The following is a 14,775-nucleotide window of genomic DNA, read 5'->3' as shown; positions in this document are numbered from 1 at the left end:
GGACAGGTACAGAAAAATGACCAGCAAGAAACCGGAACATTGCATTGGGGCCCTGCGGTTGCTCGGCGTGATGCTTGGCCTTTCGGCGGCGCTTGTCGCCTGCACGCAGACCGCGGAAGTGGTCACCGCGAGTGTGCCCGACGACTATCGCCAGCGCCATCCGATCGCCATTACCGAAGCCAACCGCTCCATCGTCGTGTTCGTCGGTCATGCCCGCGGCGGCCTCTCCGCGCCGCAGCGCACCGACATCATGGGCTTGGCGCAGGTCTGGGTTCGCGAAGGTACCGGGGCAATCGTCGCCGACGTGCCGGTCGATACTGCAAACGCGCGGGCTGCTGCGGCCTCGTTCCGGGAAATTCAGTCGGTGCTGATGGCCGGTGGTGTCCCCTCCCGCGCCATCACGGTGCGACACTATCGTCCCGACGACCCTCGAACCTTGCCGACGATCAAACTGAGCTATCCGAAGATTTCGGCAGTGGCCGGTCCCTGCGGCCTGTGGCCCGAGGACCTCGGTCCCAACATCGACAATTCGGGCTACAATGAAAATCGGCCCTACCACAATTTTGGTTGCGCCACCCAACGCAACCTCGCCGCCATGATCGACAATCCGGCAGACCTCGAGCAGCCGCGCCCCGAAGCGCCGGCCTATACGGCGCGGCGCAGCATTGCCTTTGACAAATACCGCAAGGGCACGTCGACCGCGACCGCGTATCCCGAAGCCGACAAGGCCAAACTGAGCGATACAGGAAAATGATCAGCCGCGTCTTCCAAGATTCCGACGAACATCACCCGGACGATATGCCCGATCGGGTCGAGACCCATATCTCGCCGGCGCCGCGCGTATCGGTTCAGGCCTTCTGCGCGAGCGTCGCGGTCGCAACGGCGGTACGCGCCGCGAGCGAAGACCGTCGCCTCGGCAAGGCTCATCTCTCGGTCCACATGGGCGGCACCGCTGCGGCGATCGAGGCCTACCATACCGCGCCGACGCCGAACGTCATCTTGCTGGAGACCGAAGTCGGCAGCGACATCCTGGAAGGACTGGATGAGCTCGCGACTGTCTGCGATGCCGGGACCCGCGTTGTCGTCATCGGCGGCGCCAGCGATGTCGCGCCGTATCGCGAACTGGTGCGGCGCGGCGTCAGTGACTATGTCATCGGCCCGGTCCAGCCGATCGACGTCGTGCGCGCGATTTGCGGCCTCTACTCGGCCTCCGAGGCCGTGGCCGTCGGCCGCATCATCGCCGTCGTCGGCGCCAAGGGCGGGGTCGGCTCATCGACCGTCGCGCACAACGTAGCCTGGGCGATCGCGCGTGATCTTGCGCTGGATTCCGTCGTGATCGATCTCGACCTCGCCTTCGGCACCGCTGGCCTCGACTACAACCAGGATCCGGTGCAGGGGATCGCCAACGCGGTCATGCAGCCGGAACGACCGGACACCGCCTTCATGGAGCGCCTGCTGTCGAAATGTACCGACCGGCTCAGCCTGCTGGCGGCGCCGGCAACCCTCGACCAGGTGTACGACTTCGGCGCCGATGCGTTCGACGCGATCTTCGATACGCTGCGCATGACGACACCATGCATCGTGCTCGACGTTCCCCATCAATGGTCGGCGTGGACCAAGCGGGCGCTGGTTGGCGCCGACGACATCCTGATCGTCGCCGAGCCGGATCTTGCGAACATGCGCAACGCCAAGAACATGTTGACGGTTCTCAAAGCCGCGCGGCCCAACGACCGGCCGCCGCTTTACTGCCTCAACCAGGTCGGCATGCACAAGCGCCCGGAAATCACGACGCGCGAGTTTGCCAAGGCGATCGAGAGCCAGCCGATCGCGACGATTCCCTTCGATTCGAAAATGTTCGGTACCGCCGCCAACAACGGTCAGATGATCGCGCAGGTCGCCGCCAATCACCGCACGACCACGATGTTCCTGCAAATGGCGCAGCGGCTGACCGGTCACGCCGTGACGAAACGGTCGCGAACTGAGTTTCTGAAGCCGCTCATCCGGAGTTTGCAGGGAGCAACAGCCCGCAAGGCGTAGGATGTGCACTGACCGGCACGAAGCGTCGGCGGACGTCAGTTGGCGCGACCCGTAGGCGCAATGGGCATCTTCTGGACCTCGGCGCGCGCGTTCTCATTTTCCTTGCGCGACAGCATGCGTTTCAACTGCGTGACCTTCACGGCGGCTTCCTCGGCCGGCAGGTCTGCCCTCACGATTTTTTCGGCTTCGGCGAAACGCCCCTGCAGGCCGACGGCCAGCGCCAGGTTGGCTCTCACCCGCGGATCCGTCCCCGCCCGATCATGGGCGCGGCGCAGCGTCTCCTCCGCACGGGGCAGTTCCTTGGAGAGCACATAGGAGAGCCCGAGATTGGACAGCACCGACGGCTCCTCCGGCGCGATCTTCAGGGCGCTCGTATAGTACTGCCGCGCCTCCTCATATCGTCCGAGCTGATCCAGCGTCGCACCCTGGGCCGAGAGCAACCGCCAGTCAGGATCGTCGGGGCTGTGGGCGCGTCCAAGCACGTCGAAGGCCTGCTGGAAATTGCCTGCATCCGCCAGGGCCCGGCCATAGCCGGCGAGCAGCGCCTTGTTGCTGGGATGGGCGATGGTGGCCTGCTCGAGCACCGCGACCGCCTGCGCCCGTTGTCCCGCCACGCGAAGAGCCTTACCGTATTTCAGCGCTGCCTCGGCGTCCTTTGGGTTGGCGCGGTAGCGCTCCTGATAGAGTTCGACCTCACGCCGCGGATCGGCGGCGCGCCCCGGTTCGGCGCTCTCGCCGAGCGAGCCCGTGATGTCCAGCCCCGCAGTCTGGCAGCCGCCGAGCCCGAAGGCTGCGATTAGGGTAGCGGTGCACGCCAGAAGTCGCGCGCGACGGAACGGCGGAGGCGGCTTGGGAAACATCGGCGGGTACTCGCAGAGGCAACTGTCCGCGACCCTCACAGATTAACCCTAAATTCAGGTTAAGCCGTCGGACCTTGACGGCGGTCAGCGACCGCATCAGCGGGCTTTGTGGGCACATAGCCCGCGATTTGGCGCCGATCCCGGCGAAACCGCGTTCGCCGGATCCGCCTAGTCGACGAACTGCGCGCCCAGTTCGCAACCGATTCGCCAGGCCAGCTTGCACTGCCGGGGCCGACCTTCAGAGAAAATCACCGTAAATTCCGTCGGGATCTCCGGATACTCAGCGATGATCTTGACCCCGCCATCCGACATGTCCGAGATCATGCAATCGCGCGGCAAGCCGCCGGTGCCGAATTGTATCTTGGCAAAGTTGCTGCACATACGACGTTCGCTTCTGCGGCGATTCGCTAACATGTTGATCCCTGGCCCTGGTCGATATGATTCACCCGATGGTGCATCAGCTTTAGCGAAGAATTGTTGGAATTGGCCTATCGCAACACCTCGCAATGTAACGACTTTGGTTAAGCTCCGTTTACCAATCAGCGGTCCAGCGTTTTCGAGGCGGTGCCGCGGTTCTTGACGATCAGCATGATGTTTCTGATGTAGATGATCGTGGCCAGCGACTGGCCGATGATGATCACGGGTTCGCGCTTGGCGATGCCGTAGACCAGCGTCATCACCCCGCCCGCCATCGAGAAGAACCAGAACGCCATCGGCACCACGCTGCGTCCGGCGCGTTCGCTCGATATCCATTGCACCAGGAAGCGCGCCGTGAACAGCAGTTGCGCGACCAGCCCGAACGCCAGCCAGAAATCGAACTTGGCCACGAAGACGTCGTAGAGATAATCGCCGAACGCCTGCCCGAACTGGATGAACATCAGCAAACCTCGGTGACGGCGGGGGTGGGCTTCTTGCGACGGATCAGCCACCACACGCCGGCGAGATCCAGGATGCCGATCCAGAGCCGGTCGAAGAAGCCATAATTCGAGGCGCCGGAATGGCGAGGACGGTCGATCACGTCGACATAGGCAATATCGAAGCCTTCCCGCCGCACCAGCGCCGGCAGAAAGCGATGCAGCCCGTCGAAGTAAGGCATCGAGAGGAACACCTCGCGTCGGAACGCTTTCAGTCCGCAGCCGGTGTCCCGGGTACCGTCGCTCAAGATCGCCTTGCGCACGCCGTTGGCGATCTTCGACTGCAACTTCTTGAAGCCGGTGTCCTGGCGTCTGACCCGCTGGCCCGCCGCAAGACCCACCCGGCCGTTTCCACCCTCAACCGCCGAGATCAGGTCCGGCAGGAACGCCGGATCGTTCTGCCCATCGCCGTCGAGCGTAGCCACAATGGCGCCACGCGCGGCGCGCACGCCGCTGCGTACCGCCGCCGACTGCCCGGAGGATCTGGCGTGTTTCAGTTGCCGAAGCTGGCGATGCTGCTTCATCAGCGCCATCAGCCGCTCGCAGGTCGCATCGGTTGAGCCGTCATCGACAAAGATGATCTCGTAGACCCATCGGCCCTCGAGCGCGCGGACGATTTCCGCGATCAGCGGCGCAACATTGTCCGCTTCGTTGCGCACCGGCACAACGATGGAAACGGCGACCGCATCATTGTCGGCAGTAGTCAAATCGGAACTCGTCTGGCTGGTTTGGACGGGCCTGGCGCCGGGGCATCCGGCCGCCTGGCGGCGTCCGCTTTTATGGGGCTGAAGCGCCGCGGGCAACCCTTTTGAAGCGCGCCGCGGAAGGCCCTGCAAGCGACACAATGCTGCCGTCGCGCTGGATCGCAAATCCGAGGCGACGGGCCGCAAACCAGTATCGCACGAACATCGCGCAGATGATCCCGACCAGCGCGCCGGCCACGACGTCGCTCGGATGATGGGAAAGCAGCACCAGGCGGGTCGCGGCAATGATCAAGGCATAAACGGCCATGACCATGCGCGCCTTCGGCCACAGGGCGGACACGGCGAAAGCAAGCGCAAAGGCGGTCGTGGCGTGCCCGGAAGGGAAACTGTAATAGGCCCTATCCCAGGCAAAGTGAGAGAAGTTGAAGGCGTTGGCCTCACCGCCGACAAACGGCCGGCCGCGACCGACGCCCCATTTCAGAACGTCGGTCACGAGATTGGAAATCCCTACCGCGAGAAAGAGGAACTGCAGCCGCGTCCCCAGACCGAGCAGCAGCGATCGCGACGATCCTCGCAAGGCCGGTGCGACGAAGGCGATTGCGAGCAGCAATCCGGCCAGCGTCCACAGCACGTACTTCTCCTTGGCGAGATCGGTGAGAATCCGGACCCACCACAGCGAAGGAGAGCCTCGTGTCGGCATCAGGCCGATTCCCCACGCATCGAGCATGAACATCAGCACGATGATCGCGACGCCAAGACCGGCCGCCAGCCACAAGACATGTCGCGCCGCGCGGCGCGCGGCCTCCGCCCGCCGCGAATGCGACGGCCGGCGCACCAGCTGAGCCAGCGACAACCACGCCAGCTTCACGAACCGCGAAGCATAATTCCCGGCTTCGCCGCCGGCGGAGTTCGCGGACATCTTACTCCGTGCCTTCCGAGCGGAAAATGGCGATCGAGATCGCCCTGCCCTGCGAGATATTGTAACCTTCGATGCGCTTCGCCGCGTTGTAGCGCAGCCCGATGGCCTCCGCGCGCTGGACGAAGACGCGCTCCGAGCGCGATTCCACCAGCGCGAAACGGCAACTGCCCTGCCCAAGGAAATCGGCGGCGCCCGATCCGTCCGTCAGCAAGGTGCCGGTCCCGACCATGAAAACCAGGCTCGGCTCGTGAAAGCCCGCGGCGGCGGCCTTGGGCCCGACGCAGACGACGTTGCGAAGCGCGCGCGCGACCTCGGCGCTCGGGAACAGCGTCTTCAGTGACGGCATGACCACGCCGTAGATCCCGACCGACAGGAACATCGCGGCGACCACGGCGTTCAAGAGCGAACGCTCGGCGCGGCTGTCCTCGAACATCCACCAGGCGATCAGGCCGAAGACCATCGCACCCGCCAGAAACGGCCAGGCCGGAAACGCCGGCTGATGGGTCAGCTTGATCGCCCCAACCACGGCGATTACCGACGCCAGCACCGGAATGGCGAACCACCAAGCCGCGCCGCGCCGCAACCATGATCGCGACAGGACCCGGCGTTCCAGCGCCCCGGCAGTGAGGATTGCAATCGCCGGATAGAGCGGCAACACATAGTGCGGAAGCTTGGTCAGGACGAGTTCGAACACGATCCAAGACGGGGCCAGCCACGCCAGCAGATACTGCGCGCCGGGCTCCCGCCGCGCGCGCCACACCGCCGGCGCCGCCATTCCCGCCAGCGCCGCCCCCGGCCAGAACGTCACCCAGAAAAGCAGCAGATAGAGGCCGGGCGGCGCGCCATGGGATTCCTGCGCGCCGAGCTTGCTCAACATGTCGCCGCCGAGCGAGTTGGAAAAGAACGTATCGCCGGCGCGCCAGAAGATCGCGACGAACCACGGCAGCACCAGCACCAGCGTCCACATCAGTCCCCAGACCGGGCGCATCCGCGAAAGCCACGCCACCGAACGGTCGAGGATCGCGAGCGCCAGAATGGTCAATCCGACGAACAGCAGGATCAGCGGCCCCTTGAGCAGGATACCGCCGGCCAGCGCCGTCCAGAACACCGCCGGCGCACCCCAGGGTGGCCGCGCCGGATCCTCGCCGCGCTGCCACGACAGATAGACCCGGGCCATCGCGCCCATTGCCGCGACCACGGTCAACAGCAGCATCGCGTCGGTCTTGGCCAGCCGCGCTTCGGCGCCGAGCAGCACGGAACTGGCCATCATCAGCGCGGCCAGCGCCGCCCCGCGACGCGTCACGAAGGCGAGCGCGGCCCAATAGGTCAGCAGCACCGCGCCGATGGCGCCGACCAGGGAGGGTATGCGGTAGAGCCAGATCCGAAGCTGGGCGCGCGGCAGGCCGAGCGCGGACGCGCCCTCGACCACGGCGGCCTGCATCCAATAGATGCCGACCGGCTTCTTGTAGCGGACGTCGTCCTGAAAGCGGATGTCGACGAAATCGTCGCTTTCGACCATCTGCTTGGTCGCCTGCGCGAACCGCGCCTCGTCGCGGTCGATGGCCGGGATGTTGAAGAAGCCGGGCAGGAAAAGCACCAGCGCGCACAACGTCAGGAACAGGATGGCGCGCAGATGGTTCGCTGTCGCAAGGTCGAACGCGGCGACCAGCCTGCGGCTCGAATTCGCAGGCTTCACAGACTGTTGGCCTGCTCCAAAGCGCGGGGGTTGGACGGTTTCAACCATCTTGTTCGCATACGATGAAACCGCACTGCAAACAACACCACAAATTCCGCCTATCCGGCTGTCCCCCGGTCCTTTTTTGTCACTGCACCCGGATCACGACGGTGTCGGCCGCGCCGGTCGCATCGATCACCGTCAACCGGGCAAAACCCGGCCCCGGCGGATCGACCAGCCGCTGGCGCCGGCTGTCGATCTCGCCGACTGAAACACCGTTGACCAGCATGGTCAGCGGCAGCACGCCGCCGGCCACCTTGACCGGCATCAGTGCGGCCTTTCTGTCGCCCGAACGATCGACGTCGATTCGCGCACCGTTCAGCGGAAACTGGATGCGCGGCGACTGATCGTTGCCGACCCTGAGCAGTTCGCCGATGGGACGGAACCGACGCAGCGGCAACGGCAGCTTGGCGTTGCTGGCAAGCAGCGTTCCCTTCGGCGGCTTCGGCAGCGCCGCCGGGACCTTGCCGGTGCGGGCGAAGGCGTCGAACAGGATCGGGGCCGCGGCGGTTCGGCCAACCAGTCCCGGCACCGGCGCGCCGTCGGGACGCCCGACCCACACGCCGATGGTGATGCGGCCATCGAAGCCGATCGACCAGGCGTCGCGATAGCCGTAGCTGGTGCCGGTCTTGAAGGCGATTTTGTTATGCACGCCGTTTTCCGGCGGCGGCGTCCCGAGCAGCAAATTGCCGACCTGCCAGGCGGCCGCCTGATCCATCAGGCGCAACGGCTCGCGGTCGTCGCTGGCCAGCACGATCTCGCGCAGCGGCTTTGCGGTGCCAAGCCGCGCCAGTCCGCTATAGAGCTGCGTCAGGTCCTGCAAGGTAACGCCAACGCCGCCCAGCCCCATCGCCAGCCCCGGCGCCTCATCCTTCGGCAACACCAGATGGCCGCCGGCCTGCCTCAAGCGCGACGACAGCCGGCTGGAGCCGACGCGATCCAGCAGCGCAATCGCCGGCACGTTCAGGGAGAGTTGCAGCGCCTTGCGCACCGGCACCGTGCCCTGAAACGTCATGTCGAAATTTTCCGGCGCATACGAGCCGAAGCGGATCGGCCGGTCGTCTATCAGGCTCTCGGGATGGACAAAACCGTCCTCGAACGCGAGCCCGTAGATGAATGGCTTCAGCGTCGATCCGGGCGAGCGCACCGCGCGGGTCATGTCGACCTGCCCGGCGCAGCGCTCGTCGAAATAGTCCGATGAGCCGACGCGGGCCAGCACGTCGCCGCTTTCATTGTCGACCGCCATGATGGCGACCGAGAGGTTCGGCCCCTGCGCCATCGCGCGATCGCGCGCCAGCGTCTCCAGGGTCTTTTGCAGGCTCGACTCCAGCGTCAGCCTGACAACCCGCACATCCTTCATCGTCGCCATCGCAGCGTCCGAGGAATGTGGCGCGAGAATCGGCATCGGCTTGCGCAGCCGCGGCACGGCGACCGCCCTCGCCTGAATCGCGTCCTCCGGCGATACAACCCCGTCCTCGACCATCCGGCCGAGCACCCGGTCGCGTGCGGCTTGGGCGGCCTGCGGGTGACGATCGAGCCGCCGGCGCTCCGGCGACTGCGGCAGCGCGACCAGCAGCGCGGATTCGCCGAGCGAAAGCCTTCTCGGCTCCTTGCCGAAATAGGCGATGGAAGCGGCGCGGACGCCCTCGAGATTGCCGCCGAACGGCGCCAGCGTCAGATAGAGGTCGAGAATCTCGTCCTTGCCGAACTGCCGCTCGATCTGCACCGCGCGCACGATCTGGCGCAGCTTGGCGTAGACCGAGCGCTCGCGGCGCGGTTCGATCAGCCGCGCCAGCTGCATGGTGATGGTCGAGCCGCCGGAGACGATATGCCCGCGCGTGACGAGTTGCAGCGCCGCTCGCCCCAACGCCAGGGGGTCGACGCCGACATGGCTGCGGAATCGGCGATCTTCATAGGCGAGCAGCAGCTTGATGTAGCCGGGATCGACGGCCGTCTTCGCATCGACCGGCAGCCGCCAGCGGCCGTCGGCCATCGCATAGGCGCGCAGCAGCTTGCCGTTGCGGTCGACGACCGTCGCCGAGACGTTTCGTGCCTGTTCGAGCGGCAACGGTCCGAGCGAGACGACCCAGGCGACGAAAGCGGCGGCCGCCAGCAATGCGACAACCACGGATGCCGCCACACGCTTGAAACGCCACCTGCGCCCACCCGTACCGTCATGCCCGGGCTTGTCCCGCCTGCGGGGCCGAAGCCCCTTCGGCGAGGCGAAGGCCCGGGCATCCACGCCCTTTGCTGCGAACGGAGGAGACGTGGAGGGCCGTGACAAGCCCGGCCATGACGATGAAGTATGGGACCCGTGCTCGCTCATTTCGCCGGACGCACCTCGACCGAACCCGTGCTGGTGCGGCCGTAGCGCGAGGGGTTGTACATGTCCTCGACATAGGCCTGCGGCAGCACGTATTTGCCGGGCGAGACCGCGCGCACGACATAGGCCACCGTGAATACCGACTTGTCGTCGGCGGCGCGATCGATCGCCGCCGTGAAGCGGTCGTCGCGGAACTCGGTATGCTCGGGCTCCTCGCCGTCCTCGATCCAGTCCAGCGTGCCGGAGTCACCCGACGACACCAGGTTCGGATTGTCGATCTCGAACCCCGCCGGGAGATAATCGGCGACCATGATGTGCCCATATTCCGGCTTGGCCTCGGTGATCTTCAACACCACCGCGAAACGATCGTTCTGCCTGGCCTTGCTGACGTCGGCGGGCTTGCCGTCGAGCGTGAAGTAATTGCGCTCGATCTTGAAGCCGTTGGAGGCCGCGGGCTCCGGCGTGATCGGCGAACCCGAAACCGAGACCACCGCCTGCACCGGCGCATCGCCGGTATTGGTGATCTTGATCGGCTTGCCGGTCAGCGCATCCGCCGCATAGCTCCGGTACACCGCCGCCTTGACCGGCGATCCGTCGATATCGAGCGCCAGCGTTTCCTTCGCCAGCGCCCGTGCGGCCAGCACCAGCCACGCATTCTCCTGCGTCGAGGTGTAGGGTGAAAGGCCGCGCGCGGCCTCGACCCGCTGCACCGCTTGCGTCAGCGTCGCCCGCGGCGCATTGCCTTCGCTGGCGAGCGAGACCAGCGCCGCCGCATCGCGCAGCGCCGAACCGTAATCGACGCGACCGAACTCGATCGCAGGCTTGGGCGACAGCGCATCGAGCGCCGCGCCGTAGACCCGCTCCGCCCTCGCTTTATCGCCGACCAGAGCCAACGCCGCCGCGAGCTGCGATTTGGCGATCGGGGTGGCGAGGTTGCCGAGCTTGGTGTCGGCGAGATAGCGCAGGTCGCCGATCGGGGCCGCGCCATTACGGGCCAGAACGTAGAGGCCGTAGGCGAGATCGCGACCGCCGTCCTTTTCCGGCTCGTTGGCGTTGACCACCGAATTCCTGATCCGGTCGAGCGCGCTCTTGAACAGCACGTCCGGCACCGCAAAGCCCTTTTCGCGGGCACGGGTCAGGAAATCGACCACATAGGCGTCCAGCCAGGCGTCCTCGCCGCCGGCCGACCACAGGCCGAACGAACCGTTCGAACCTTGCCTTGCAAGCAGCCGTTCGATGGCGTCGCGGATGCGCTGGTCGACCGCGGTATCCATCGCCAGATGCGCGCCGGCCGCGAGATCGTTGACATAGAGCAGCGGCATCGCCCGGCTGGCGATCTGTTCGGAGCAGCCGTGCGGATAGCGATCCAGCGCCTTGAGGATGGTCGCCGCATCGAGCGCAGTCGAAAGGCTGACCGACAGCGACGCGCTGCCGGTGCCCTGCACGAGGTCGGTGAACATGTCCGACGTCAGCGTCAGGCTCTCGCCCTTGGCGAGCGTCCGGATCGAGCGCCGCGCCAGAATCTGGGTCGGCGCCTTGACCGCGAGCGCATAGTGCCGCGCCAGCGTCAGCCCGTTGGGACCCTTGATGTCGACGTCGATCTTGGCAGTGCCGGCGCCGGCGGCATCAATCGCCAGCGCCATCGACGTCCGCTGCCTGGCCGCGAGCTTCAGCGTGGTTGCGGGATTGCCTGTCACCTTGATCGGGCCCGAGGTCTTGACGCTGACGCTGTAGTCGCCCGGCGTGCCCTCGACATTGTCGAGATCGAAACTCATGGTGCCCCTGTCGCCGCTGAGCAGGAAGCGCGGTAGCGTCGCTGTCAGCACCACGGGATCGCGCACCGTCACGTCAATCGTCGCCCGGCCGAGCTTGGTCGAGGTCCACGCGATCGCCATCACCCGCGCGGTGCCTGCGAATTCCGGAATGTCGAAGCTGATCTCGGCGGTGCCGTTGGCGCCGACGGTGACGATCCCCGAATAGAGCGCCAGCGGCTTTTGAGTGGGCGGCGAGCCCTGCAGCTCGGCGCCGGCGGAATCGCCGCCGGTCCTGATCTGGCCGCGCGTACCCTGCATGCCGTCGATCAATTGCCCATAGAGGTCGCGGATCTCGGAGGTGAGGCGGCGCTGGCCGAGGTAGTACTCATCGGGCGCGGGCGGCTTGTAATTGGTCAGATTGAGAATGCCGACGTCGACCGCGGCGATGACGATCTTGGCGTCTTCGCCGGCGTTGAGACCGCCAAGCTTGACCGGAATCTTCAGGTTGGTGCCGGGCCGAACCAGCGGCGGCGGCGACAGGTTGACCGCGAGCGTGCGCGTCTTCTTGTCGATACCGAACCACTTCAGCCCGATCGCCCGCCCCGGCATCCGCAGCGCCGCGGTGTCGAGCGGTCGGCGCAGCGTCGCCAGCACATAGGCGCCGGTGCCCCAGTCCCTGCCGACGGCAAGCCTGACCTGCTGGGTGCCTTCCTTGACATCGACGGTCTGCGTCGTCAGCAGGCGATCGCCAAGCACGTGGACCGTCAGCTTGCCGGCCGAGCGGGCGTTGACCGATACCACCATCGTATCGCCGGAGGCGTATTCCGGTTTGTCGATCGAGGTCTCCAGCAGATCAGGCGTATCGGCGCTGCCGTCGGAGTACCAGCCGACATCGAACTGCACCGACGTGACCGGACCGTCCGCCTCGGTCGATTTGACCTCGAGGCGATAGCGGCCGGGCTGCGGCGCGAGCGACACTCGCGCCGGTTTGTCCGCAACAAGCGTCAGCTCGCCATCGGCCACGCGTTTGGTCGTCTTGACCGGCTCATATTCCCAGGACGAATTCTGGCGATACCATTGGTAGCGGGATTCCATCTTCAGCAGCTCGAAGCGCAGGCCGTTTCGCGCCACTTGCTTGCCGTCGGTCCCGACGAACACCACGTCGAACTCCGCCTTGTCGCCCTCGGCGACGCTCTTGTCGCCGAACAGCGGCTTGATCCCGATCAGGGCCGCTTGCGGCGCCACCGGCAGCACCAGCTTGCGCTCGACCGCCCGGCCGCCGGTTTCCACCATCCGGATGAAGATCTGCGCTTCCTGCGGGCGGGTCGACGAAGGCGGCTTGGCGAGCGACACCGGGAAGGTCGCGATCCCGTTGGCGTCGGCCTCCGGCAGGTTCTCGATCGGGGTCCGCTCGTTGCTGGCGCTCTCCTCGTCCGCCACGCCGAACTGATAGCCGGGATAGCCCGGCCCCCCCGAGGCTGCGGGCACCACCAGCATTTCTCCCTCAAGCTGCAGGCCGGAGGCCGGCGCGCCGTAGAGGAACCTGCCGGCGACCTTGAGTTCAACCGGAGCCTCGGCCTTGATCACCTGCTCCTTGGTCGAGAGATCGAATTCGATCCGCTCGGGGATGTAGTCCTCGACCATGAAGGTGGTCTCGCCGACCGCAGAGCCCTTGGGATCGGTGAAGACCCGCACCCGCCAGGTGCCGGTCGGCACCGCCGAATTGAGCGCCACCGCGATGGATCGGCCGCCCGCGCCCTGATCCGCCAGCAAGGCGCGGCGGAATTCGACGCCGTCCGGCCGCTCGACCACCAGCGTCAGCGGCGCACCGACCATGGCGTTGCCCTGCCCGTCGCGCAGCAGCGCGGTCAGGTAGACCGTCTCGCTGGAGCGATAGACGCCCCGCTCGGCATAGACAAAGGCGTCGGCGCCCGCCGGCACCGCCCGCCCCGACACGCCACGGTCGGTCAGGTCGAAGGCGTTGGTCTTCAGGCTGAGGAAGGCATAGTCGGCCTTCTCGCTCGTGACCGTCAGCAAGGCTGGAGACAGCCCGCCCTCGCCGCGCGCCAGCCCGGCCTCGAACAGCACGTGGCCGGTATCGTCGGTCTTGCGGGTCGCCAGGATTTCATTGTTGCGCGCAACCAGCCGCACCTCGGCCTTGGCGACGGCCGCCGTCGAGGCCAGCGAATTGACGAAGACATGAATGCCGTCATTGCCGGAAAACGCGGTCAGCCCCATGTCGGAGACGATGAACCATTGCGTCGCCAGCGAACCATCTTCGTCGCCGCTGCCGGCGCCCTTGGCCGCGGCGGTCATGACATAGACGCCCGGCTGCAGATCGCCGAGCGCCTGGTCGACCGGGAACGCCGTCACGACGTCCTGGTTCAGCGTGCTGGCGGTGGCGAGTTCGCCGGACCAGACCTGGACACCGCGCGCGTCGCCCAGCTCCGAGAGCTGGTAGCCGGACAGCGTCTTCTGGAAGTCACTGTCGACCACCGTGTTGATCAGGTTGCGGTCGCCGATCCGGAACACGTTGACGTTCACGGACGGCGTATTGACGGAGACCAGCGGAATGCCGCGCTGGCCGGTGCGCGGCAGCACATAGGCACGCCCGGTGAAGCGCACGAACGGCTTGCGGTCGCGGACGTAGATGTTGAACTCAGCTGATTTGGGCAGGCTTTCCTTCACCGTGGACGGCAGGCCGGCGCGCAGGTTGATGTTATAGCGCTCGCCATGCTTCAGCCCGTCGACGCAGAGCTGCTTGCCCTCGGCGGTCAGCGCCGGCTTGTCGGTGCCGGCCTGCGCCACGTAGGGCGCGAAATCGACCCGCTTGGCGAGGTCCTCCGAGAACTGGAAACAGGCCCGCGGCGTGGCGCCATCGGAATCCACGGAATAGTCCAGCAGCCGGAAGCCGTGCTGGTCGCGCATCTTCTCATACTGGCCGCGAACCTCGGCGACTTCGCGCATCTCGAGCGACAGCCGCAACGCGTCCAGCGCCGGCCGCCACAGCTTGCGATCGGACATCGCCCGGCCCAGCACCGCCAGCGCATCCGCCTCTTCATTGGCGTTGCCGGCGCGCTGATAGGCGATGTAGGCCGCGGTCGAAGCGCGCTCGAGCAGGAAAGTCTGTTCGCTGGAGCCGGTGGCGCGGATCTGGAAGATGGTCCTGGCAAGCTTCAGCCAGTTGCCGCTGTCCTCCGGCGCGTTGGCCGCGATCTGCCCGAGAATCAGCAAGCCGGTGCGAAAATCAGACCGCCGGAACGCGGCATCGGCGTCGCTGCGCAGCGTGGCGGTGGATTTGGCGACCGGCCCCGCTTCGCTCTTGATCTGGGCCTCCAGCTTCAACGCGGAATCGGCGAGGTCATCGCGCTTGAAGGCCTTATCCGCGGCCAGCGTCGCCGTCAGGCCGAGCGCCAGGGTGGCGCAAATCACTGTGGCGCGAACCAAACCAATCATGATGGGCTCCTTGTCGCGGACATCATCCGCGCAACCTCAGGAAAATGCGTGAAAAGGTGACGGGCTGATGGCG

At 66.1% G+C, this 14,775-nt stretch carries 10 protein-coding genes; 2 read left to right on the top strand and 8 right to left on the bottom strand.

Annotated features, from left to right (window positions below; translation table 11 throughout):
• Positions 1-16: 16 nt before the first annotated feature.
• On the top strand, positions 17-754 hold the full coding sequence (locus Q0D31_RS16280) for a CpaD family pilus assembly protein (protein ID WP_291853060.1): 738 nt from the start codon (positions 17-19) through the stop codon (positions 752-754).
• The gene (locus Q0D31_RS16275; RefSeq protein WP_291853056.1) at positions 751-2,037 is read left to right on the top strand and encodes an AAA family ATPase; all 1,287 of its coding nucleotides are present in this window, start codon (positions 751-753) and stop codon (positions 2,035-2,037) included. Before Q0D31_RS16280 ends, Q0D31_RS16275 begins: the two co-directional genes overlap by 4 nt.
• 35 nt (positions 2,038-2,072) lie before the next feature.
• Here the strand turns inward: Q0D31_RS16275 and Q0D31_RS16270 are convergent, their stop codons facing one another.
• From Q0D31_RS16270 to Q0D31_RS16235, 8 genes are all read right to left on the bottom strand, one after another.
• Positions 2,073-2,897, bottom strand: coding sequence for a tetratricopeptide repeat protein (locus Q0D31_RS16270; protein ID WP_291853053.1), 825 nt, complete (start codon positions 2,895-2,897; stop codon positions 2,073-2,075).
• A gap of 168 nt (positions 2,898-3,065) precedes the next feature.
• Entirely contained in the window at positions 3,066-3,311 is a 246-nt protein-coding gene (locus tag Q0D31_RS16265) for a PilZ domain-containing protein (RefSeq protein WP_291853050.1), read from the bottom strand.
• Between the two features lie 125 nt (positions 3,312-3,436).
• Positions 3,437-3,775, bottom strand: a complete 339-nt coding sequence (locus Q0D31_RS16260) for a lipid-A-disaccharide synthase N-terminal domain-containing protein (RefSeq protein ID WP_291853047.1) — start codon at positions 3,773-3,775, stop codon at positions 3,437-3,439.
• Positions 3,775-4,518, bottom strand: a complete 744-nt coding sequence (locus tag Q0D31_RS16255) for a glycosyltransferase family 2 protein (protein WP_291853044.1) — start codon at positions 4,516-4,518, stop codon at positions 3,775-3,777. The genes Q0D31_RS16260 and Q0D31_RS16255 overlap by 1 nt, the downstream gene beginning before the upstream one ends.
• A 70-nt stretch (positions 4,519-4,588) precedes the next feature.
• Positions 4,589-5,434, bottom strand: a complete 846-nt coding sequence (locus Q0D31_RS16250; RefSeq protein ID WP_291853041.1) for a phosphatase PAP2 family protein — start codon at positions 5,432-5,434, stop codon at positions 4,589-4,591.
• A gap of 1 nt (position 5,435) precedes the next feature.
• On the bottom strand, positions 5,436-7,178 hold the full coding sequence (locus Q0D31_RS16245) for a glycosyltransferase family 39 protein (protein WP_291853038.1): 1,743 nt from the start codon (positions 7,176-7,178) through the stop codon (positions 5,436-5,438).
• Positions 7,179-7,257: 79 nt separating this feature from the next.
• Positions 7,258-9,495, bottom strand: a complete 2,238-nt coding sequence (gene pbpC, locus Q0D31_RS16240) for a penicillin-binding protein 1C (RefSeq protein ID WP_291853035.1) — start codon at positions 9,493-9,495, stop codon at positions 7,258-7,260.
• Entirely contained in the window at positions 9,492-14,702 is a 5,211-nt protein-coding gene (locus Q0D31_RS16235) for an alpha-2-macroglobulin (protein ID WP_291853032.1), read from the bottom strand. Before Q0D31_RS16235 ends, pbpC begins: the two co-directional genes overlap by 4 nt.
• Between the last annotated feature and the right edge of the window lie 73 nt (positions 14,703-14,775).

It is taken from the genome of Bradyrhizobium sp., assembly GCF_022844465.1.
Classification (GTDB): Bacteria; Pseudomonadota; Alphaproteobacteria; order Rhizobiales; family Xanthobacteraceae; genus Bradyrhizobium.
The sequence above is the reverse complement of the archived record's forward strand: the minus strand, read 5'-3'. Positions and strand labels throughout refer to the sequence as shown.